This window comes from Guptibacillus hwajinpoensis (assembly GCF_020171785.1).
Lineage (GTDB): Bacteria > Bacillota > Bacilli > Bacillales > Guptibacillaceae > Guptibacillus > Guptibacillus sedimenti.
This window is the reverse complement of record NZ_JAIVAE010000009.1, coordinates 179,208-200,502: the sequence shown is the minus strand read 5'-3', so window position 1 is coordinate 200,502 and position 21,295 is coordinate 179,208. Positions and strand designations below refer to the sequence as shown.

The following is a 21,295-nucleotide window of genomic DNA, read 5'->3' as shown; positions in this document are numbered from 1 at the left end:
ATCTTATTTTATTTCGTCCCGAAAATCATATTCAGGAGGGTTGCTTCCAACATTCATATCGTACCGTTAATTTAGTTACTCCGCAAATATCAGACTATTTCAAGCTTTCCACAACTTCTTGATAAGTTTCTAGCGCATCCAATAAGTGCTGCTGAGCAATCCATAACGAGGATACTGTTTTTTCTGATGAATAGGTTTCAATCTCTTTTGAGGCAGCACTCAAGTTTTCCGCTAAAGCTTTCCCCTCGCCCTCTTTCCATCCCTCTAACTTATCACCTTTTCCATTCCAGGTTTGAATCGCTTGCAATACATCAGTTACTTCACTATTTGATACTTCTCCATCTGATAAAGCAACTAGATCAAGCTTTGTTAGCTGTTCAATTAATTTCCTACCCTCTTGCAAATGTCTCTCCATTTCCGCACTCGCCACTACGCTAGTTCCATCAATCGTCCATAATTTCTTATAAACCTCCTGACCATTGTTTTCAAAATAAGCGGCAAGGGCATCCTGACCTTCAGCAGAAGCTGAGACGCCAATCAGCAAGAAGTATTTTTCACCTTCAAAAATCGTTGCTGGTAGACCTTGATCTTTTAGCTTTTCTTGAAATTCCCTGGCGGACTCTTTTGTTTCATACGCACCTGATTGCACAACATGAAGATCAAAAGATAAATCCGTCTGACTAGCTGTCACTGGTGCCGCTTCACTTGCCTTATTAGAGGGCGTTGCTACACTTTCTCCACCGAACACCATAAGTAAACCGAAACCAAATAAAACGCCAAGAGCGATCGCAAAGACCACTGAAGCCACCACCTTTTTATGCAAGGTAATGACATTCTTACTTGGTATGAAATGTTTTTTCTTCTTACGTCCAACTGGTAATCTTGGGTTCTTCATTGACTGATCAAAAAAAGAGGAGGCTTTTTTTTGACTATGCCGCTTCTTTAACTCTACGATCTTTTTAGAATCGCGACGCTCCGGTAAAATCCATTCAAATTCCTTTTCTTCAGCCGCTGCGCTTTCTTTATGTGTTTCTGGAGTCTTATGGACTTCATCATCTAGTCGAATTGAAATCGTCCGTCTCTCCTTATCCATTCCCATCCTCCTCAGGTACCGGCTTGTACTACAGTCTATGAAATCTCGGGAAATACTAGAACTTAAAATACTAGAGTTGAGCAGAACAACAACAAAAATACCCCCTCCATGAGCGAGGGGGTTTGAACCAAACTTATGTTAGTTCGAGGTCGAACAAGCTAAAGAGCCTGCTATTCGTTTTTTCATATAAGAAAATCAAAATACCATTGTAAGAGTTTTTCACCATAAATATACGTTATAAGTGCTGCCAACGCCACAGAAGGACCAAACGGAATACGCTGCTTCCTTTTTACTTTTCCAATCAATAACCCTGTGATCCCAATAATCGATCCAATTAAAGTAGAAAAGAAAAAGACGAGAATTAATTCTTGATAACCAAAAACAACGCCTAGCACCGTAAACAATTTAATGTCACCGCCACCCATTCCACCACGACTAATCAAAGCGATCAATAGTAGCAATAAAAAGCCTCCTATCGCTCCTATCAAAGGGCTATACCATGGATCCATCGGAACAACAATTCGACCCAAACTAAAGTAAGCTGCAAAAAACAAAAGAATGCGATTAGGAATCAACATATAGGTGAGATCTGAAACAAAAATAATAACGAGAAGCGAAATTAATCCATAGGTAATCATCAATTCTTTTGACCATCCGACCAAAATAGGTGCGGTTGTAAAAAGTAGTGCTGTAACGATTTCAACACATGCGTAAATAGGTGAAATACTTGAAAAACATCCCCTACATTTTCCTCGCTGAAATAAATAAGAAAAAACAGGTACAAGCTCAAAAGGTGAAAGCTCACGTTCACATGTTGGACATGATGAGCGAGGGATGACAATGGAGCGTTTGATCGGCACACGAAGACCAACAACATTAAAAAAGGAACCTAGCGAAAGGCCAATTAGAAATAAATAACTATGTAACAAAACCCCCATATCTTTCATCCTTCTTTATATTATTGTTTTTATTGTTTAAAGGTAATGGTAGATTTAAACCCAACCTTGTAGAAGAACGTGTCATTGAACCCATGCTGCGCACGAATCAACTGTATAACCCGACCCAAAGTGCTTATCCTTATTTTCCGAATTTTGAAGAATGGAGATTTCCTTATCCAACATAGCTTGCAACACGATTTCTACCCCGTTGTTTTGCACCAGTATACATGGCTCGATCAGCATTTCGTATTAAGGTTTGTGCATCTTTTCCCTGATCAGGCGCTGTTGCAACACCGATACTAGCCGTCACGTAAATAACCTGACGCTCGCCGTTATCCAAATCACTAAAGATCTCAAATGGTCGATCCGCGATGACACATCGTAAGTCTTCCGCAACTTGTAAACTCTCATTATGAAAATGATTTTCAAGCAAAACCACGAACTCTTCACCGCCAAATCGGGCAACGGTACCCTTATCTCCAATTTCCTCCTCAAGTCGATTAGCTACTCCACAAAGCACGTCATTTCCGCTATGGTGCCCAAATGTATCATTTACTTTTTTGAAATGATCTAGGTCGAGCAATATAATTGAAAATGGAGCAGGGTTTTCATCAAAATGGTTGTATTTCTCGTCTAATACCTCGTTAAAAAATCGGAAATTGTACAAATTCGTTAAAGGACATCTCTCACTTCGCCTTTTGGTCTCTTCATAATGCCTTGCATTATCTACAGCTACTGCTAAATAATTGGCTAGAATTTGCATCACAAGTATATGGTGTTTTTCATATGAACGAACGCGATCTGTTGCTAGTGTGATAATGCCGACGACCTTTTTATTGCGTTTCATCGGTACCGAAATAACAGCATTCGCTGTTTGGGGGAGAATTCCCTGGGTAAGATTTTTCCACTGCGCACGCTTCGTGTATAATCGGCTACGTCCACTACGCCAGACTCTTTTGCTAATCCCTTCTTCAAAAGAAGAATCTTTTGCGCTAGCTTGAATGCCTCTTTCCTTCTCAAAGCATTTAATAATTCTTAAATGCTCTACCTGTTCTGCATCCATAATGTAAGCATAATCAACTACAAACATATCCTTAACTTCATATAAAAATAAATCAAGAATTTCGTCTATATCAAGAGACTGAGTAATTTGCTGACCGATTTCACTCGTTTGTTGAAGTAGATCATTCACTTTTCGACTTGAGTAATACAACCTGAGCATAAGAGACGCTAACACAAATGGAACTCCAACAAAGAAAATGGCAATTGTTCCTAGATAGGTATGTAACATATAGAGAAGAAACCCAACCGGCAGCGTTACTCCTGTAGAAATGGCTTCCCAAAGCATATCTTTGTCAAAAAATTTTGTATTAACCTCTTTATAAATATAAATACGTAAAAAATGAAGGAGAATTTGATTAACAATGATTAATGAAAGAATATAGCCGATAGAGGGAACAAGCTGTGTAATCGCATTTCCAGAGAATTCGCCAGTGGATCCTCCAAGTAAATAAAAAAGTCCACCTGATACCAGGGAAACGATCATAAACATGAGCATATTAACTGGATAGCGATGACTATCTTTCTTTGTAACTCGCAAATTCAACAGAAAGACAAGGATCGCTAACTGAGTTAAAATCGTTTCCACGAATAAGCCATATCTGAGAAATACAGCTAGTGAAATCCCCTGAATAAAAAAAAGGTCTGTTCCTTTTACGTTTATTGGCATCATTGCAACGACAGCAAGAAGTACAAATAGCGCAAGAACATCGGCCAAATTCCCAGTAAAATCAGGGGGAAAGAAATAGAACGTTGCAAAAATGAGTAGTGGCCAACACAAGAGCCATACAATCCAAACTTTGCGTTTCATTATTGCAGTCAATTGTTTCCCCCTCCATCTTCTGTGGTAAAGAAGAATATTTTTCCATTTTAAAGTGGTTACGTTTCATTTTAGCAAATAGTAGCGAAAAAGTCCTATTTTTTTGGATTAAATTCTAATTTTTTAGAAAACGACGTACTTCTGATACAAAGTAGAGAGAGCCCGTAATGAGAACTAGCTCATTTTCACTTACTTGCTCAGTCGTTATTTGAATTGCTTTTTTCCAGTTTTCTTCATACGACTTGGCCGAAAAACTTGCTCGTTGAAATAAACTCTCAGCTGAAATAGCTCTTGGAAAACCAAAGGTAGTAAAGGTCATCTTTTGAATAAGGGGATAGAGAGGCTTTAACATTGACTCAATATCTTTATCTCCTAGTGCGCTGAAAATGACGTGAATATTCTTATTCGGATAGTGCTGCTCTAATGTTCTTGCAAGACTTTCCACCCCTTCTGGATTATGTGCACCATCTACAATGATAGTGGGGTTGGAACGAATCTTCTCAAATCGTCCTGGCCATGCTGCTCGTTTAAGTCCGCGCTGAACCATGTCATGTTCGATATGTAGACCATAAAAGACGCGCAAATATTCGAGTCCCATTAGTGCTGCAGCTGCATTTTTTACCTGATGCTCACCTTTCATCTGAATGTGAAGATCAGCTAGTTTACGATAAGGAGATTGAAATGAGAAGTGTTCACCTTCATCATCACTTCTCTTGTCAACAATGGAAAACTCTTCATTCAAACGATAAATTTTCGTCTTTTTCGCTTTTGTTGTTTCATGGAAGAGTGTGAGAACTTCTTCTTTTTCTGCAGTCGTAACAAGTGGTACACCTGACTTAATGATTCCCGCTTTTTCATACGCAATTTGTTTCAGGTCACTACCAAGGATATGGGTATGGTCATACCCTACATTCGTAATGACACTAATAAGCGGATGGATGATGTTGGTTGAATCGAGTCGCCCACCTAGTCCAACTTCCATTAAAACCAGATCTGGGTAGGCTTTAGTTCCAAAGTACAAAAGCGCGATTACCGTTATAACTTCAAACTCGGTAGGTGAACCAAGGGGGGAAGCTGCAGCCATTTCAACAAGCGGCTGAACCCGATTGCATAGCATCACTAAATCTTCTTCTTTAATCGGTTGTCCGTTAACCGCTATTCGTTCACTAAATGATTCGATATAAGGAGAAGTAAACGTCCCTACTTCATATCCAGCCTCCTCTAGCACTGTACGTAAATAAGTAACTGTCGAACCTTTTCCGTTAGTACCGCCAACATGCACCGTTTTTAACCGTCTTTCTGGATGGTCAAGCTGTTCTAGCATCCAGTCCATCCGCTCTAAACCAGGTTTAATGCCGTGATTTAACAAACTATGAATCCAACTTACCGCTTCATCATACGATTGAAACATTTCCTCTCCTCCTTAAAAGAAGACGAACCTCAAAAAGAGATCCGTCATTTGCTTATTTTTTAAGTTCGTTAATACGAGCTTCAACGTTGCTTCTTCTTTCGAGATAGTCTTTTTCTTTCGCTCGTTCTTCTTCAACAACTTTCTCGGGAGCCTTGCTAATAAAACGTTCATTTGAAAGCTTTTTCTGAACACGATCAACTTCAGAATCGAGCTTCTTCATTTCTCCTTTTAGACGCTCAATTTCTTCATCGATGTTAATTAAGCCTTCAAGCGGAAGGAATAGCTCCGCACCAGATACAACAGCCGTCATTGATTTTTCAGGTGCCTGTAGATCTGCTGAAATGGTTAATGTTTCAGGATTACAGAACCGCTCAATGTATTGGCTGTTTAGTTCAAGTTGCTTTTGGGCTTCTCCAGATTTCGGTTTAATACGAAGCTCAATCGGCTTGCTAGGTGCTACATTCATTTCAGCACGAATGTTTCGAACCGAACGAATAATCTCAGTTAAGAGCGCCATGTCAGCCGCTGCTTCAGGAAAGTGCAGCTCATCATTCTTCACTGGCCAGCTTGCAACAGTAATTGACTCACCTTCATGTGGAAGGTGCTGCCAGATTTCTTCCGTAAGGTACGGCATAAATGGGTGAAGAAGACGCATCGTTTGGTCAAGCACATAAGCGAGAACAGATCGCGTTGTTTTCTTCGCTGCTTCATCTTCGCCATATAGCGGTAACTTCGCCATTTCAATATACCAGTCACAGAAGTCATCCCAGATAAAGTTATAAAGGTAGCGACCAACTTCCCCAAATTCATAATTGTTAATGAGGCGCGTCACTTGTTCGATCGTATCGTTTAATCGAGTAAGAATCCATTTATCAGCTGTTGATTTTTCACCTGATAAGTCCAGCTCTTCATATGTCATGCCATCCATATTCATTAAGGCAAAACGAGAAGCGTTCCAAATCTTATTGGCAAAGTTCCAAGTAGACTCTACTTTTTCCCAATAGAAACGAAGATCCTGACCTGGAGATGAACCTGTGGATAGGAAGAAGCGAAGCGAATCAGCACCGTACTTCTCAATCACATCCATCGGATCAACACCATTACCAAGTGATTTACTCATCTTCCGTCCTTCAGAGTCACGTACAAGTCCGTGAATCAATACATCATTAAATGGACGTTGCTCTGTAAATTCAATGCCCTGGAAGATCATACGCGCTACCCAGAAATAGATGATGTCATACCCTGTTACTAAAACGTTCGTTGGATAATAACGGTTAAAGTCTTCTGCGTCTTCATTCGGCCATCCCATTGTAGAGAAAGGCCAAAGAGCCGAACTAAACCACGTATCGAGTACATCTTCATCTTGCTGCCAGTTCTCAATATCTGTCGGTGCTTCCAGTCCAACGTGAATCTCACCAGTTTCTTTATGATGCCATGCAGGAATGCGATGGCCCCACCAGAGCTGTCTCGAAATACACCAGTCGCGAATATTCTCGATCCAATTCAAATACGTTTTTTCGAATCGTTCTGGGACAAAGTTAACTTTGTCGTCTGATTTTTGAAGCGCAATTGCCTGCTCAGCAAGTGGTCCCATTTTAACGAACCACTGAGTGGAAAGGTACGGTTCTACTACAGCACCACTTCGTTCAGAGTGCCCTACAGAATGAACGTGCTCTTCAATATTGAAAAGAACCCCTTTTTCCTGCAAATCTTTTACTAGCTTTTTACGACATTCGAAACGATCCATTCCTTGATAGTCGCCTGCATTCTCATTCATTGAGCCATCTTCATTCATAACAAGGATACGCTCAAGGTTATGACGATTACCAATTTCAAAGTCATTAGGGTCATGGGCTGGCGTGATTTTAACAGCTCCAGAGCCAAATTCCCTATCAACGTAGTCATCTGCCACAATTTCAATCTCACGACCTACTATTGGTAAGATCGCTTTCTTTCCAACAAGATGCTTGTAACGCTCATCTTTAGGATGAACCGCAATTCCTGAATCACCAAGCATCGTTTCAGGACGCGTTGTTGCAATTTCGATATGCCCTGAACCATCAGCAAGAGGATAGCGCATATGATAGAAATGCCCCGTTACTTCCTGGTGAATGACTTCAATATCAGAAAGAGCCGTTTTAGTTTGGGGATCCCAGTTGATAATATATTCTCCACGATAAATTAACCCTTTTTCATAAAGCTTAACAAACACTTCACGCACCGCATCAGAAAGCCCATTATCAAGTGTAAAACGCTCTCTTGAATAGTCTAAAGAAAGACCAAGCTTCGCCCACTGACTGCGGATAAAATCAGCGTATTCTTCTTTCCATTCCCACGACTTCTCAAGAAACTTCTCACGTCCAAGATCATAACGAGATGTGCCCTCTTCACGAAGCTTGCCTTCTACTTTTGCTTGGGTCGCAATTCCAGCATGGTCCATCCCTGGAAGCCAAAGAACATCGTAACCCTGCATTCGTTTCACTCGTGAAAGAATATCTTGAAGTGTTGTATCCCATGCGTGCCCTAGATGAAGTTTTCCTGTAACGTTTGGCGGCGGAATTACAATTGTATAAGGCTCTTTCGTTTTATCACCTGTTGCTTCAAAAAATTTACTATCTACCCAGTACGGGTACCATTTTTGCTCGGTTGCCTTCGGATCGTATTTCGTCGGCATCGTTAGCTCTTTATTCACCATTGCCACTCTTCCTTTCCATTCAATAAGTCTTAGGCCGTTTGCATCGGATTTCTCGTTCTGTTTTCAGCTAAAAGGATTTTTTGGACAACAAAAAAACTTCCTCCATCCTTAGGAAAAGGACGAAAGAAGTATTTTCGCGGTACCACCTTTATTTACAGCTAAATAAACGTTAGCTGTACGCTTCATTCGAATAACGGGATTACCGGATTCTCCTACTACTATTTCAGAGAAACAGCTCAAGGGCGACTTCAAATGCTTCAATCCTGAGAAATCTTTCAGCGGATGATTTCTCTCTCTGAAGGGTTCACATTCTACTACTCCCTGTCTTTGCCTGTCGACTATTTGTATAAATAAGTTTACCGTGTAGATTCACGATCGTCAAGATACTAAGCGCCCTTTTTCTTAGCTTAGCCAGTTCTCTCTCTTCTTAATCACCCCATCCGCTTTCGCACATAGACTATTTGTAAGGACAGATGAAAACAAAGGGGCAAACACTATGAAAAAACGTTTTGGGGGAATGAATCGCTACCAGCTCCCGCCGGCTGTTTATAAATTCAGGGATATTTGCGCTCAATTTGTACCGCCGTTTATTGTATTCCAAACGATTCGAACGATACTTTTTCCAACTTCAGTCGATGTGCTGATCCTCATCATTCTTGTTGCATTAGAAGTGTGTTTTTATTTTGAATGGATCTAGAATGACTGCAGGACATTATGGATGCCATTCATCACTTCTATTTTTTTCGTGAATAACCGGACATGCTTAATATGGGGCCAGTGCTGACGATTCTCATTAAATCGGTTGACACTATTAAAGACTGATTCAGGGAAATATAAATAGCTTGCAAGCAGCTCCTTCTCTTCTTCGAATAATGAAAATTGCGTCTCATATCGAGTGATATGCGCTGTTATAGTAGCAGGATTAAATTGAAATGGGTGAACAGAGGAACGAATAAAATAAGCCAAATCCCGTACAGGCGTATCGACAACAGACCTTTCAAAATTAATAAAGTACCCCTTGCCACCATTCATAACATAGTGGGAAGGTGAACATTTTCCATGACAGAAAACACTACGATATCGTTTCGCTTCAACAACCTGTTCATACCAATTATCCAATCTTGTTTTGGCGAGGTCACAGTACTTCATTAACTGATGAAAATGAGTAACAAAAGTTAATTCAAAAGGTGAGAGATAAATTCGTTTTTCAATTGAGTTAACGTATTTCTCCATTTCAAACTGTCTGCTTTCTCTCATTAAGATCATCTTTTGATACGATTGTTTGATGACTTCTTCAGAGAATGCTTGATCTCTTGCTGTATATCCATGAAGTTCTGCAAGACTTATTATTAAGTTCTCCTCTTTTTGAGCAAATTGCTCTTCACCACCGCCCAGCCATGGTGTCAAATAAGCTACACCCGTACCTGTAAAAACAAAGGAGTCGCCGTATTTTGTTCGAATGAGTGGCACAAAACTTTCAAAATGAAGCTGTTTTAATCGATCCTCAATGGACAAGATACGATCCATCTGTTCTTTACTTAGCTTTGTCTCCTTTAAGGCAAACATTCCTCGATCCGTTTCAACCTTTGTTACTTTCCCCATTCTTACGACACGTTCTGGATATAAATCATATTGAAATAGAATTGCCGGATCACTCACTAACCGAAACCCTCCCCTCCGAAATGGAGAGCTGTACCGTACAGGTTATCTTTCTCATCGTTTCCCACTTTTCAACAAACTCCTCCATCACTTGATTTACGTTGACACCTTTATACTGAAGTGATTGAATACATGACCACCAGTCCCAAGGAGCGATAATCGTTTGAATAAGAACGTGACTCGTTTCGCTGTCGATCTCTTTGAATAAAGCATTAAAGCATTGTTTAAATTCTTCTTGACCTTTCTTTTCATACCACACATACATCGCTTTAGGGAGTACTTCATACACGGGAACAGGCTCTTCATCACTAATTTCAAAGTAGAATTGGCCCATTACTTCTTTTATAGAATGATTTGAAATTGGAATCGATAAATGTGAAATGCTTTTATTATAACTAAGGCGTTTTTTCACTTCTGGAATTAAACGAACAAGGAGTAAATACGGCTGTGGATATAGGGTCTTGATTGGACGTAACGCTTCTAAAGTCTCTCGGTAAGGAAACGTTGCAAGCCCATCATAATTGTTCACATCTACACTCACATCTATCAATGAGGAAAGAAGATAGCCTTCCATTTCAGGGAAATGTTCGAATGCAAACTCCTCTTCAACCGAATCATGAACCGACACATATCCTTGGTGTATTGGAATAAACGCCTCATGATCAATCGTTCGAATCATACGATTACATAGAATGCCATATTTAGAAAAAAGACGGTCGCGGAAGTTGAGATGATACTCAAGCAAATCCCGCTCCCGCCAATATGATAACTTCCGCTTACCTAAGTGTGTCATGATGACTTCGGGCTTTCGAACCCAACTCACTTCTTTAAATCCATATTTTTCAGCTATGATTACTAATACATCCATCTTTATTACTCCTTTTCACACCACCAAAAACAATCGATTCATAACGATGAGGCAAGAGAACTTACCGATTCACTGGTATATATAAGATCTGTCCTTCCTTTACCTCTTCTTCTTCAAGACGGTTTACGCGAGCAAGGTGACTTGGAAGAACACGATAGCGTTCTGCAATTTCAGACAATGAATCACCAGGTTGGATGATACACATTTTCATTTTCGAAAACTGCTCTTCTTCTTTTGTTAACATACTTGTTAAATAAAGGGCATTTTCTTCACGAGGTGTTTGTTTCTTTTGTTCAAGCATCTCTTCCTCATCATAATCGTTGGTTTGAGAAGAGCGCGTTTCTTCTACTATAGGATGATTGTTATATTCAGTTGATCCTTCCAGTTGGCGAGCCATCCGCGTTAGAAAGTCATACGTTGGTTCCAAGTATTCCTCATTTTCTTCAATTTCTGCACTCGTATTTGAATAATCAACTTCATCCGAATCAGCTTGTGCTCGCATATCTACTTGAGGGGTGCGTAAATGAGAGGTCTGTTCAAGTGATTCTTCCTCATGCTCAACGTATTTAATATCATTCTCCCACACGCTTTCCTCTTCTTGACTAAATTCACTTTCGTCTTCTTCCACCTCATCGACCTCTATTTCTACACGATTTGGATCACCCTGGATTCCACTAATGGATATGTCAGCTTTCAACTGAAGGCAATTCTCCTCCACTACCGTGTAGTCAAACGTATCCACCGTAACAAATATATCTTCTAGACTTCTAATACGACTTGCAGGAATCGTAATATCTACCGGAAATCGGTGTCCCATCGACGCCGTACCATCTTCTCTTACATGAACTTCATGAATTGAGCGGTAGGGAGATCCCTCACTGATATCTTCATGACCTGTTTGATCACGCTGCAAATATTCTCCCGTTAAATATAAACAGCCTTTCACAGCTACATAATCTTCATACTCTTCAATCGAAATTTCAGGATCAAGTGATATTGATAGAACCTCTTCAACTTCCTGTCCTTTCTTTAACCAGACCTGCTCCTCTACGGAGAAATGCAAATATGAGCCTTCAGGCATGCTTTCTCCTCCTTTCAAACATTATCCATACATTACACATGTATGAGTAATTCACAGGATTATGTCTATTTTGAATAAGATTGAGAAAGTTCCCTCTGTCTCCTCAATTAAAAAAGCTACTGGCAAATGCCAGTAGCTTTGGATTAAACAAGCTTTGAGAAAGCCGCTTCTGCAGCAGCAATTGTTTCATCGATATCGTGCTCAGTATGAGCTGTTGAAAGAAACATTCCTTCAAATTGAGATGGGGGTAGTGAAATTCCTTGGGCAAGCATTTCTTTAAAATAGTTTGTAAAGTGTTCAAGGTTAGAAGAAGATGCCGTTTCAAAATTAATCACATCCTCGTCCGTAAAGAAGAAACCAACCATCGACCCCGCACGATTCACGGTATGAGGGATATTGTATTTTGCTGCAGCTTTTGAAAGCCCTTCTCCAAGTCGCTCTGCTTTACGTTCGAAAGCCTGGTAGCTTTCTGGAGTGAGTTGGGAAAGTGTTTCATATCCTGCTGTCATCGCAAGTGGATTACCACTAAGTGTTCCCGCTTGATAGATCGGACCGCTTGGAGCAATTTGCTCCATGATTTCCTTTTTACCACCATAGGCACCAACCGGTAAGCCTCCACCAATTACTTTCCCAAGACAAGTTAAATCAGGCGTAACATTATAGTACCCTTGTGCACAATTGTAACCTACGCGGAAGCCAGTCATCACTTCATCAAAAATAAGAAGCGTACCATTATCCTCTGTGATCTTACGAATTTCTTCAAGGTATCCCTGCTGAGGTGGCACAACACCCATGTTGCCCGCTACAGGCTCGATAATAACACCAGCAATATCATCTCCGAACTCCTGGAAGGCATAACGAAGACTTTCAAGATCATTATACGGAACCGTAATGGTATTTTTCGCAATGCCCTCAGGCACGCCTGGACTATCAGGAAGACCAAGTGTAGCGACGCCGGACCCAGCTTTAATTAACAAAGAGTCACCGTGGCCATGGTAACACCCTTCAAACTTAAGGATTTTATTACGACCCGTGTAGCCTCTCGCTAACCGCAATGCGCTCATCGTAGCTTCTGTACCAGAATTTACCATACGGACAATTTCAATCGAAGGGACTCGTTCTATGACAAGCTCCGCAAGTTTTGTTTCATATTGACTTGGTGCACCAAAGCTTGTTCCAAGCTCCGTCACCTCTTTCAATCGATTCACAACCTGTTCATCAGCATGGCCAAGAATGAGTGGACCGTAAGAGAGTACATAGTCAATATATTCATTTTGATCGATATCGTAAATTTTAGAGCCCTTTCCTTTTTCCATAAAAATCGGATCCATGCCTACGGATTTAAATGCCCTAACTGGACTGTTTACGCCACCAGGCATCACTTTAGATGCTTCTTTAAAAGCTTCTTTGGAACGATCGTAATTACCCATTTTTGTAGTCCCTCTCTTTCAGTTCTATTGATCTAGCCAGCGAGCAGCGTCTTTTGCAAAATAAGTGATGATTAGATCTGCTCCCGCACGCTTCATGCTTGTTAGTTTCTCAAGGACAACCTCTTGTTCATTCAGCCACCCATTTTGACTTGCGGCTTTTATCATGGAATATTCCCCGCTGACGTTATAAGCAACCATTGGAAGTGGGAAGCGATCTTTTAGTTCGCGAATGATATCAAGATAAGAAAGGGCCGGTTTTACCATTAAGAAATCAGCACCTTCTTCAATGTCGCTTTCTGCTTCTCGAATGGCTTCGAGTCGATTAGCTGGATCCATTTGATACGTTTTGCGATCACCAAACTGTGGTGTACTATGAGCAGCATCACGAAATGGACCATAAAAGGCAGATGAGAATTTCACAGCATAGCTCATAATAGGAACATCAACAAAACCTGCTTCATCAAGGCCATGACGAATGGCTGCTACGAAACCATCCATCATGTTCGATGGGGCAATCATATCAGCTCCTGCTTTAGCTTGAGAAATCGCTGTTCTTGTAAGTAGTTGAAGTGATTCATCATTTTGCACATAACCATTCTCGATAACACCACAGTGCCCATGATCAGTATATTGACACAAGCATGTATCTGCAATAACAGTTAACTCAGGAAACTCCTCTTTAATTTGTGCAATTGCTTTTTGGACAATTCCCGTATCACAGTATGCCTCTGAACCAACGGCATCTTTATGATTTGGAACACCAAAAATCATAATGGATTTAATACCAAGATCAACGACTTCACGTACCTCTTCATTCAAACGGTCTAGTGAATAGTGATAAACACCTGGCATAGATGGAATTTCTCTTTTCACATTTTCTTCTTCAACTGCAAAAATCGGATAGATAAAATCCTCTTTATGTAAATACGTTTCTCTTACGAGGGATCTCATTGATTCAGAACGTCTTAATCGACGGTGACGATGAAAGTTTGCTTTTTCCATTATCTTTTCCTCCTATTTATTAAAAAAACGCTCAAGGCTTTCAAGCATTCCTTCAATGGTATATTGGTCAGGCACGACTTGCGGTACGATCCCGTAAGATCGCAGCGTCTTCTCAGTGATCGGGCCAATTACTACTATTGTGATCCCTTTAAGCAGATCTTTCAAATTGTCCGCACCAAGAAGTTCAGCAAAATGATGGACTGTTGACGAAGAAGTGAACGTAATCACATCACACGCCTGATTTTCCACTACGTCTCTTAACGCTGCCTTGGATTCAAATGGAATGACAGTGTCATAAATAGGTAGGTCAGTAACATCGTACCCTAATTCATTTAATTGCCCCGGTAATACCGCTCGACCAAGATTTCCCCTTGGTAGCAGTATTTTCTCATTGGGCTCAGCTTGCTTTGCTAGTGCGGCAACTAGTCCTTCCGCAACAAAATCATTTGGCATAAGATCAATCTGAATTCCATACCGCTTAAGGGCTTTTGCTGTTTTGCTTCCAACCGCGCCAACTTTTATACCTTTTGGAATATTCGCCTGCTTTAAGAAAAAACGTACGCCATTGGCACTCGTAAATAAGAGCCAGCTATATTCGCTTAATTCAATCGAATTTAACAATTGATTTCGCGGTTGGAACGAAATAAGAGGGATTTCAATCGAAATCCCCTCTCTTTCTTCAATTAATTTCGTAAATGTCCCTGCCTGCTCCCTAGCTCTCGTGACCATTACACGCTTTCCTGAGAGCGGAGAACTCATTGATCTAATTCCTCTTTCACACGATCAAGGATGTCCTTAGCACCCTGTTCCTTCATTCGATTCGCAAGCGTATTTCCTACTTGTATAGGATCACTACCCATTTCCATCTCTTTAATAATAATAGATCCATCCGGTTCTCCAACAAGGCCCGTAACCGTAATTTTGTCACCATTAAGCGTCGCATGACCTGCAATCGGAACCTGACAACCTCCTTCAAGTGTATGAAGGAAAGCGCGTTCTGCTAACACTGTTCTCGTTGTTTCTTTATCGCTAAATTTCTCAAGAATCGCTTTTAACTCATCATCGCTCTCTCGACACTCGATGGAGAGTGCTCCCTGCCCTACAGCCGGTACGCACAAGTCAGGATCAAGGTACTCTGTGACAATTTCTTTTGACCAACCCATGCGATGTAGACCTGCAGCTGCTAGCACAATCGCATCGTAATCTTCATCTGTTAATTTACGAATACGTGTGTCAATATTGCCGCGAATCCACTTAATTTCAACATCAGGTCGTATCGCTTTTAACTGTGCCCCGCGCCTTAGACTACTTGTACCAATCACAGCACCCTCAGGTAGTTCTCTAAATGTTTTTTTTGATTCAGAGATAATCACGTCTCGATGATCTTCCCGTTCTGGAATACAGCCAATCATTAGACCCTCCGGAAGAACTGAAGGCATATCTTTCATACTATGAACAGCCATATCGATATCACCGTTTAACATCGCGTCTTCAATTTCCTTCACAAACAACCCTTTTCCTCCAACCTTGGAAAGGGTGACGTCCAAGATTTTGTCACCACGAGTGACAATCTCTTTTATTTCAAAATCTACGCCGGGGTTTAACTCCTTTAACTTACTGATCACCCACTTCGTTTGAGTAATCGCTAATTTACTTCTTCTTGAGCCTACGATAATTTTACGCATTGTTACTCCTCCAACCTGTTCTCCCTTATACATACCAGAAATGAAATTCTGACAATGTTCCAGAAAGGAAGACATTAATTAATACAATAAGAAACGCAGCAACATTCCATAACGCTAGGGAACGCCCTTCCATCTCTCTAGCCACTTTTTGATATAAGTAGGTACTATAAGCGCCTAGTACAAAGAATGAAATAATTACTTTAGCATCGAGCAGGCTAAATTGGTCTACCTTTAAAATAGCCCAAACAATTCCTAATATAAGACTTAGTAATAGCAGTGGAACACCGAGAACGCTACATAAATAGGACAGCTTCTCAAGCTGGGATAGGTCGCCAAATCTTCTTAATCGTTTATTCCATTTTTTTCTCTTCAACATCTGGTAAAGAATCAAATACATAATTGAAAAAATAAACGAAAGCGAAAATGCTCCATATGATAAAAATGCCATTGTAATGTGAATAATCGACAGCTCAGACATCAGTTGTTCCGTGAGCAGACTTGAAGCCTGTTCTCTAGTAGCAAATAAATTGATCGCCATAATGCTGAAACCGAGTACATTTGCAAAAAAGACAAAAAAATCGACTCGAAAAAACCAATTAATCAAGAGCGATAGCGAGACAATCACCCACGCATAAAAAAATAACCCCTCAAAAGGTGTTAAAATCGGGAAACCGCCAATTTCAATAATCTGCGTTACAAGAAACGCACTTTGCAGCACCCAGACAATAGAAAGCAACCAGAAAGCAAACTGATTTACTTTCCGGTTGTTCTGCAGGAAATCAATAAAATAACCCAGTACACTAAGAGCATAAAGTAGTATGGTTATATCATAAAGCCAGCTGGCGTTCGTCACAAATCATGTCTCCTCTCCTAGGAGCGCAACTGCGATGCCTGTAATAAAGGGGAGTAGTCAACGGATTCATGCTGCCTTTTTTCTTCGTTTTCTTTCACTCGCTGCTTATGAAGTTCTCTCTCAATTTCTTCTTCAATCGCAAAGATTTTCGTGAAGATCTCAAGCGACTCCTCTGCATTTGGCTCTGCAGCCATCTCCTTTACCCGAACAATAGGATCACGTAGCAGCTGGTTCACTATACTTTTCGTATGTTTACTTAATACTTTTCGTTCTCGATCCGTTAAGTTAGGCAATTTACGTTCAATACTATTCATTGTTTCTGCTTGAATCGCAAGTGCCTTCGTACGTAAAGCTGTAATCATTGGTACAACGCCGAGTGTATTAAGCCACTCTCTAAATTGAACAAGATCTTCTTCAATCATTAGCTCAATTTTCTCTGCTTCTTTCTTACGTTCTGCAATATTGGTTTCAACAATTCCTTCTAGATCGTCAATGTCATACAAGAAAACCGAGTCCATATTATTAAGGGATGGATCTAGATCTCTCGGAACAGCAATATCAACCATAAATAATGGACGACCTCTGCGCTTTTTGAGAAGCGGTCTTACATTTTGCTCGGTTAGAACATAGTTTGTAGACCCAGTTGAACTGATTAGAATATCTGCATCAGTAAGCGCAGTTTCTACTTCATCCATAGAACGAGCCTGTCCCTTAAAACGCGAAGCAAGCTCTGTTGCTTTCTCAAGCGTACGATTCACGACCGTTACTTGATCTACACCGTTACTTTGCAAGTTCTTAGCAGTGAGCTCACCCATTTTGCCTGCGCCAAGAATAACAACGTGTTTATTTTGCAGTCCACCAAAAATCTTCTTCGCTAACTCGACTGCAGCATAGCTGACTGAAACGGCGTTTTCTCCAATTTCGGTTTCCGAATGGGACCGTTTAGCTAGAGTAATCGCCTGCTTGAAAAGCTGATTAAAAATGGTTCCTGTTGTCTCTGAGTGCTGAGCAAGCAAGAAAGCATCGCGAACTTGTCCAAGTATTTGCGTTTCCCCGATAACAAGAGAGTCAAGTCCAGATGCTACACGATAAAGATGTTCTGTCGCCGCATCGTTTTCGCGAATGACTAGATATGGTGAAAATTCTTCTTTCTCAATTCCGAACCATTCAGATAGAAAAGCTTTTGAATAATATCTCCCTGTATGAAGCTGGTCAGCAACAACATATAACTCTGTACGGTTACAAGTTGATAAGATCACAGCTTCTAGAATACTTTTAGAGTGACGCAACTTATCTAATGCTTCAGGCAAATCATTCTCCTGAAAGGAAAGTTTCTCTCGTATTTCCACAGGGGCTGTTTTGTGGTTCAACCCTACGACCAGGATGTGCATCGTTCCACCCCCAAAAAATTGTTAACCAAACCTAATCTTTTGCTATCATCTATCACTATTATAACATGTGACAAATTGCACAGAGTTATATAATGTGAACAGACTATGAAAGCAATTATGATATGATGAATATAGAATTATCTCTGCATATTATTAGTAATCATACAACTATTAATGTACCAGAAAATCAATTGTATAGCAAAACTTGCGTATCTCTTTCAACTAGGAGGATTTTCATTGAAACGTCAAAGTATATTTCCGGGTGTTTTATTTATTGGAATCGGACTTTATTATTTATTTCAAACGCTAAACCTTCCCTTTTCAGATCATCTCATGAACTGGCAAGTTATTTTAATTGTGATAGGTCTCGCCATGATCTTTCAAGGTTTTATTGCAAAAGAAGGGAATATGCTTTTTCCGGGGATTTTGCTCCTTGGGCTTGGCGTACATTTCTATTTTGTCTCTAAAATCGCTGTTTGGCCAGATAGCTGGGGAATGTATACACTAATCCTAAGTGCAGCTTATCTGGTTACATACTATAAAACAAAAAAAACCGGTCTCGTTCCTGGGTTACTTTTACTCGCCCTTTCCATTATTGAACTTCTTTATTCTGGTTTAGAACTCTGGCTTAACTCCACTTTTTCCTTTGTTGGAAAGTTTTGGCCGCTCGCATTAATTCTTATTGGAATTTATCTTGTAACGAAAAAAAAGTAAGGGGCCATCACCCCTTACTTTTTCATTCCAAAATTCATGTTATAAAATAGAACTTAAGAAGTCCTGCGTTCTCTGTTCCTTTGGTTCACTAAACAATTCACTTGGGTGGCCTTTCTCTACAATTTTTCCATCGTGCATGTAGACGACCCAATCTCCAACCTCTCGAGCAAAACCCATCTCATGTGTGACGACAACCATTGTCATACCCTCTTTTGCTAGTTCTTTCATCGTAGATAGAACTTCTCCCACTAATTCAGGATCAAGCGCTGATGTCGGCTCATCAAACAGCATAATATCAGGCTTCATGGCAAGTGCTCGCGCAATAGCAACTCGCTGCTTCTGACCGCCAGAAAGTTTATTAGGGTAGACATTTGCTTTATCTCCAAGACCTACTTTTGCAAGAAGTTCCTTTCCCTCTTTCTCCGCTTCGGCTCGCTTTAATTTTTTTACCATCAACGGAGCTTCAATGACATTTTCTAAAACCGATTTATGAGGAAAAAGGTTAAAATGTTGAAAAACCATGCCGACGCGCTGTCTGACTTTATTTAAATCGTTTTTTTGAGGGTCAATCGTTTCACCTTCAATAATAACGTTTCCGCTATTTTTGATCTCAAGAAAATTCATGCACCGAAGCAGCGTACTCTTACCAGAACCACTGGCGCCTATAAGCACGACAACGTCGCTTTCATTTACTTCAAGATCAATATCTTTTAGGACGTGAAGATCTCCAAATGATTTGTTCAATTTCTCTACTCGAATCATTTCCGCTTTTTCTACCATCGACAGCACCTCTCTCGTTCTTAATCACTAGCAGATAATCGTTTTTCAAGGAGATTAACAAGAAGCGTGAAGATTAATACAAGGACGAGATAGTATACAGCTACTATAAGTAAATACGTCATCTCATCAAACGTTCTTGCCCCCTGTGTAGTTGCAACGCTAAACAATTCTGGAAGGGCTATAAATGCTGCTAGCGAGGAATCTTTCAATCCAATGATAAATTGGTTACCAAGTGGTGGCAACGCTCTTCTAAAAGCCTGTGGGAGTATAATGCGTCGCATCGCAAGTGTATGACTCATCCCAAGAGAGCGACCTGCCTCCATCTGACCTTTGTCGATTGATTGAATGGAACCACGAAAAATTTCTGCAATGTAAGCCCCATTATGTAGGGCAAGTCCAATTGAGGCAGCCCAAAACTTAGGGATGTTGAACTCGGTTAAACCAAAATAGAAGATAAAAATTTGAACTATTAGCGGTGTACCTCGAATAACAGCAATGTACACATTTGCAATCCAATTTAATATCTTTGATTGTGAAATTTTAAATAAAGCAAAAAATAGACCAATAAAAACAGCTATTAAAACAGATACGAATGTAACCCGAATTGTAAGCCAGAGTCCTTCAAAGAATACTGGATAGCTCTCTAATAGCGTTTCAAAAAAATGAGCAAATGTTGGCAAATGCGATCAGCTCCTTAGAATTCAGTAACATTACAGGTAAAAAAGGAATGCGCGCACCGCACACATTCCTCAAACTTACTCACTTTCAGGATTCTGGGTGATATCGACTCCGATGTATTCCTCGCTAAGTTTTGTTAACGTTCCGTCTTCTTTTAACTCTTCTAGAGCTTTGTTAACCGCTTCAAGAAGATTTGAGTTTTCCTTCTTAATCGCAACAGCTTGTTCACTTGTTCCTAACTGCTCTACTTTCTCAATCTTAAAATCCTCTTCCATTGCCTGTTTGCCTGTAATATCATCTGTTATCACCGCATCATGCTTTCCTTCACTTAGGGCGCGTAACGCAGTTTGGTCACTATCGTAATTGGAAATTTTACCGGTGTACTCTTGTGCTGATTTCTCATAAGTTGAACCTTTTGAAACAGCTACGTCTTTACCTTCTAGGTCTTCTACACTCTGAATTTCACTACCAGGCTGAACATAAAGAACAGGTCCTGAATAATAGTAGGGCTCACTAAAATTCACGGCTTCCTTACGTTCATCAGTAATCGTATGACTTGCAACCGCTGCGTCATAACGACCAGATTGAATAGCAGATACCATCCCGCTAAATTTAAATTTTTCAACGGCGGGTTCAAGATCAAGTTTTTCCGCAATGGCTTTACCTACCGCAACGTCAAATCCATCAAGATCACCATTTGCATCTACTGTGCTAAATGGAGGAAACTCCCCTGATACAACATAACTAAATTTCCCATCCTCCGTTAATTCCAATCCGTCTTCTCCTTCAGAACTAGATGTTCCACTACTTTCTTCATTTCCTCCGCACGCTGTTAAAACAAGTAAAAACATTACCATAATAGCTGTGAGAAAACTCCATTTTCTTTTCATCATCCCATGTCCCCCTTGTACGACTTTTCTTATATGCAGTTAGGATTATGTAAACTGCGTTATTCCTATCATACCAATATTTAGACATTTCTTTCAATTCTGACTCATAGTCTTTACACCCCCTATTCCAGCCTAAGCTCTGATAGCACACAAAGAGCCGGTACATTCTTCTTTTTCCTCTACTTTATTCCCATTCCCTTTCCAATCCAATTAAAAACATTCTTTTCTTAATAATCTGAAAATAAAAC

19 protein-coding genes and 1 other annotated feature are annotated in these 21,295 nt (G+C 40.3%); of the genes, 2 read left to right on the top strand and 17 right to left on the bottom strand.

What is annotated here, in order from left to right; all coding sequences use genetic code 11:
• Positions 1–94: 94 nt before the first annotated feature.
• The 5 genes from LCL91_RS14745 to LCL91_RS14725 all read right to left on the bottom strand — a co-directional run bounded on the left by LCL91_RS14745 (position 95) and on the right by LCL91_RS14725 (position 8,016).
• The gene (locus LCL91_RS14745) at positions 95–1,093 is read right to left on the bottom strand and encodes an SPOR domain-containing protein (protein ID WP_224883469.1); all 999 of its coding nucleotides are present in this window, start codon (positions 1,091–1,093) and stop codon (positions 95–97) included.
• Between the two features lie 182 nt (positions 1,094–1,275).
• Positions 1,276–2,031, bottom strand: coding sequence for a prepilin peptidase (locus LCL91_RS14740; RefSeq protein WP_224883467.1), 756 nt, complete (start codon positions 2,029–2,031; stop codon positions 1,276–1,278).
• Between the two features lie 172 nt (positions 2,032–2,203).
• Positions 2,204–3,913 carry a sensor domain-containing diguanylate cyclase gene (locus LCL91_RS14735; protein WP_224883465.1) on the bottom strand — a complete coding sequence of 570 codons (1,710 nt, stop codon included), beginning with the start codon at positions 3,911–3,913 and terminating at the stop codon, positions 2,204–2,206.
• A gap of 112 nt (positions 3,914–4,025) precedes the next feature.
• Positions 4,026–5,321 carry a bifunctional folylpolyglutamate synthase/dihydrofolate synthase gene (locus tag LCL91_RS14730; RefSeq protein WP_224883463.1) on the bottom strand — a complete coding sequence of 432 codons (1,296 nt, stop codon included), beginning with the start codon at positions 5,319–5,321 and terminating at the stop codon, positions 4,026–4,028.
• A 52-nt stretch (positions 5,322–5,373) separates the two neighbouring features.
• Positions 5,374–8,016 carry a valine--tRNA ligase gene (locus LCL91_RS14725; RefSeq protein ID WP_224883461.1) on the bottom strand — a complete coding sequence of 881 codons (2,643 nt, stop codon included), beginning with the start codon at positions 8,014–8,016 and terminating at the stop codon, positions 5,374–5,376.
• A 112-nt stretch (positions 8,017–8,128) separates the two neighbouring features.
• Positions 8,129–8,353, bottom strand: a binding site (T-box leader).
• A 159-nt stretch (positions 8,354–8,512) separates the two neighbouring features.
• Between LCL91_RS14725 and LCL91_RS14720 the strand changes: the two genes are divergently transcribed.
• Positions 8,513–8,713, top strand: coding sequence for a hypothetical protein (locus LCL91_RS14720; protein ID WP_098444420.1), 201 nt, complete (start codon positions 8,513–8,515; stop codon positions 8,711–8,713).
• On the opposite strand, the gene LCL91_RS14715 is transcribed toward LCL91_RS14720, so the two are convergent.
• The 9 genes from LCL91_RS14715 to hemA all read right to left on the bottom strand — a co-directional run bounded on the left by LCL91_RS14715 (position 8,710) and on the right by hemA (position 17,985).
• Complete coding sequence (locus tag LCL91_RS14715; RefSeq protein ID WP_224883458.1) at positions 8,710–9,675, bottom strand: phosphotransferase; 966 nt, start codon at positions 9,673–9,675, stop codon at positions 8,710–8,712. The two genes, LCL91_RS14720 and LCL91_RS14715, sit on opposite strands and share 4 nt — an antisense overlap.
• Positions 9,668–10,543 carry a hypothetical protein gene (locus LCL91_RS14710; RefSeq protein ID WP_224883456.1) on the bottom strand — a complete coding sequence of 292 codons (876 nt, stop codon included), beginning with the start codon at positions 10,541–10,543 and terminating at the stop codon, positions 9,668–9,670. The genes LCL91_RS14715 and LCL91_RS14710 overlap by 8 nt, the downstream gene beginning before the upstream one ends.
• Positions 10,544–10,604: 61 nt before the next feature.
• Positions 10,605–11,624: a stage VI sporulation protein D gene (gene spoVID / locus LCL91_RS14705; protein ID WP_224883453.1), complete on the bottom strand. Its 1,020-nt coding sequence runs from the start codon at positions 11,622–11,624 to the stop codon at positions 10,605–10,607.
• Between the two features lie 143 nt (positions 11,625–11,767).
• On the bottom strand, positions 11,768–13,054 hold the full coding sequence (hemL, locus tag LCL91_RS14700; protein WP_224883451.1) for a glutamate-1-semialdehyde 2,1-aminomutase: 1,287 nt from the start codon (positions 13,052–13,054) through the stop codon (positions 11,768–11,770).
• A gap of 24 nt (positions 13,055–13,078) precedes the next feature.
• Positions 13,079–14,056 carry a porphobilinogen synthase gene (gene hemB, locus LCL91_RS14695; RefSeq protein ID WP_224883449.1) on the bottom strand — a complete coding sequence of 326 codons (978 nt, stop codon included), beginning with the start codon at positions 14,054–14,056 and terminating at the stop codon, positions 13,079–13,081.
• 12 nt (positions 14,057–14,068) lie between these two features.
• A complete protein-coding gene (locus LCL91_RS14690; RefSeq protein WP_224883447.1) occupies positions 14,069–14,815 on the bottom strand; it encodes a uroporphyrinogen-III synthase in 747 nt (248 codons plus the stop codon).
• Complete coding sequence (gene hemC / locus LCL91_RS14685; RefSeq protein WP_224883445.1) at positions 14,812–15,741, bottom strand: hydroxymethylbilane synthase; 930 nt, start codon at positions 15,739–15,741, stop codon at positions 14,812–14,814. The genes LCL91_RS14690 and hemC overlap by 4 nt, the downstream gene beginning before the upstream one ends.
• A 25-nt stretch (positions 15,742–15,766) precedes the next feature.
• Positions 15,767–16,594, bottom strand: coding sequence for a cytochrome C assembly family protein (locus tag LCL91_RS14680; protein ID WP_224883442.1), 828 nt, complete (start codon positions 16,592–16,594; stop codon positions 15,767–15,769).
• Positions 16,595–16,611: 17 nt separating this feature from the next.
• A complete protein-coding gene (gene hemA / locus LCL91_RS14675) occupies positions 16,612–17,985 on the bottom strand; it encodes a glutamyl-tRNA reductase (RefSeq protein WP_224883440.1) in 1,374 nt (457 codons plus the stop codon).
• 237 nt (positions 17,986–18,222) lie between these two features.
• Here hemA and LCL91_RS14670 point away from each other — a divergent pair, with 237 nt between their 5' ends.
• Positions 18,223–18,699: a LiaI-LiaF-like domain-containing protein gene (locus LCL91_RS14670; RefSeq protein ID WP_224883439.1), complete on the top strand. Its 477-nt coding sequence runs from the start codon at positions 18,223–18,225 to the stop codon at positions 18,697–18,699.
• A 39-nt stretch (positions 18,700–18,738) separates the two neighbouring features.
• Here the strand turns inward: LCL91_RS14670 and LCL91_RS14665 are convergent, their stop codons facing one another.
• The 3 genes from LCL91_RS14665 to LCL91_RS14655 all read right to left on the bottom strand — a co-directional run bounded on the left by LCL91_RS14665 (position 18,739) and on the right by LCL91_RS14655 (position 21,050).
• On the bottom strand, positions 18,739–19,479 hold the full coding sequence (locus LCL91_RS14665; RefSeq protein ID WP_273832618.1) for an amino acid ABC transporter ATP-binding protein: 741 nt from the start codon (positions 19,477–19,479) through the stop codon (positions 18,739–18,741).
• A 20-nt stretch (positions 19,480–19,499) separates the two neighbouring features.
• Positions 19,500–20,159 carry an amino acid ABC transporter permease gene (locus LCL91_RS14660; RefSeq protein WP_098444432.1) on the bottom strand — a complete coding sequence of 220 codons (660 nt, stop codon included), beginning with the start codon at positions 20,157–20,159 and terminating at the stop codon, positions 19,500–19,502.
• Positions 20,160–20,234: 75 nt separating this feature from the next.
• Positions 20,235–21,050, bottom strand: a complete 816-nt coding sequence (locus LCL91_RS14655) for a transporter substrate-binding domain-containing protein (protein WP_369522962.1) — start codon at positions 21,048–21,050, stop codon at positions 20,235–20,237.
• Positions 21,051–21,295: the final 245 nt, after the last annotated feature.

Coding starts and splice junctions, on each gene's coding strand:
- LCL91_RS14655 (WP_369522962.1), bottom strand. CDS start 21,050: ATGATGAAAAGAAAATGGAGTTTTCTCACAGCTATTATGGTAATGTTT.
- spoVID (WP_224883453.1), bottom strand. CDS start 11,624: ATGCCTGAAGGCTCATATTTGCATTTCTCCGTAGAGGAGCAGGTCTGG.
- LCL91_RS14745 (WP_224883469.1), bottom strand. CDS start 1,093: ATGGATAAGGAGAGACGGACGATTTCAATTCGACTAGATGATGAAGTC.
- hemC (WP_224883445.1), bottom strand. CDS start 15,741: ATGCGTAAAATTATCGTAGGCTCAAGAAGAAGTAAATTAGCGATTACT.
- LCL91_RS14725 (WP_224883461.1), bottom strand. CDS start 8,016: ATGGTGAATAAAGAGCTAACGATGCCGACGAAATACGATCCGAAGGCA.
- LCL91_RS14730 (WP_224883463.1), bottom strand. CDS start 5,321: ATGTTTCAATCGTATGATGAAGCGGTAAGTTGGATTCATAGTTTGTTA.
- LCL91_RS14665 (WP_273832618.1), bottom strand. CDS start 19,479: ATGGTAGAAAAAGCGGAAATGATTCGAGTAGAGAAATTGAACAAATCA.
- hemL (WP_224883451.1), bottom strand. CDS start 13,054: ATGGGTAATTACGATCGTTCCAAAGAAGCTTTTAAAGAAGCATCTAAA.
- hemA (WP_224883440.1), bottom strand. CDS start 17,985: ATGCACATCCTGGTCGTAGGGTTGAACCACAAAACAGCCCCTGTGGAA.
- LCL91_RS14720 (WP_098444420.1), top strand. CDS start 8,513: ATGAAAAAACGTTTTGGGGGAATGAATCGCTACCAGCTCCCGCCGGCT.
- LCL91_RS14710 (WP_224883456.1), bottom strand. CDS start 10,543: ATGGATGTATTAGTAATCATAGCTGAAAAATATGGATTTAAAGAAGTG.
- LCL91_RS14740 (WP_224883467.1), bottom strand. CDS start 2,031: ATGGGGGTTTTGTTACATAGTTATTTATTTCTAATTGGCCTTTCGCTA.
- LCL91_RS14690 (WP_224883447.1), bottom strand. CDS start 14,815: ATGAGTTCTCCGCTCTCAGGAAAGCGTGTAATGGTCACGAGAGCTAGG.
- hemB (WP_224883449.1), bottom strand. CDS start 14,056: ATGGAAAAAGCAAACTTTCATCGTCACCGTCGATTAAGACGTTCTGAA.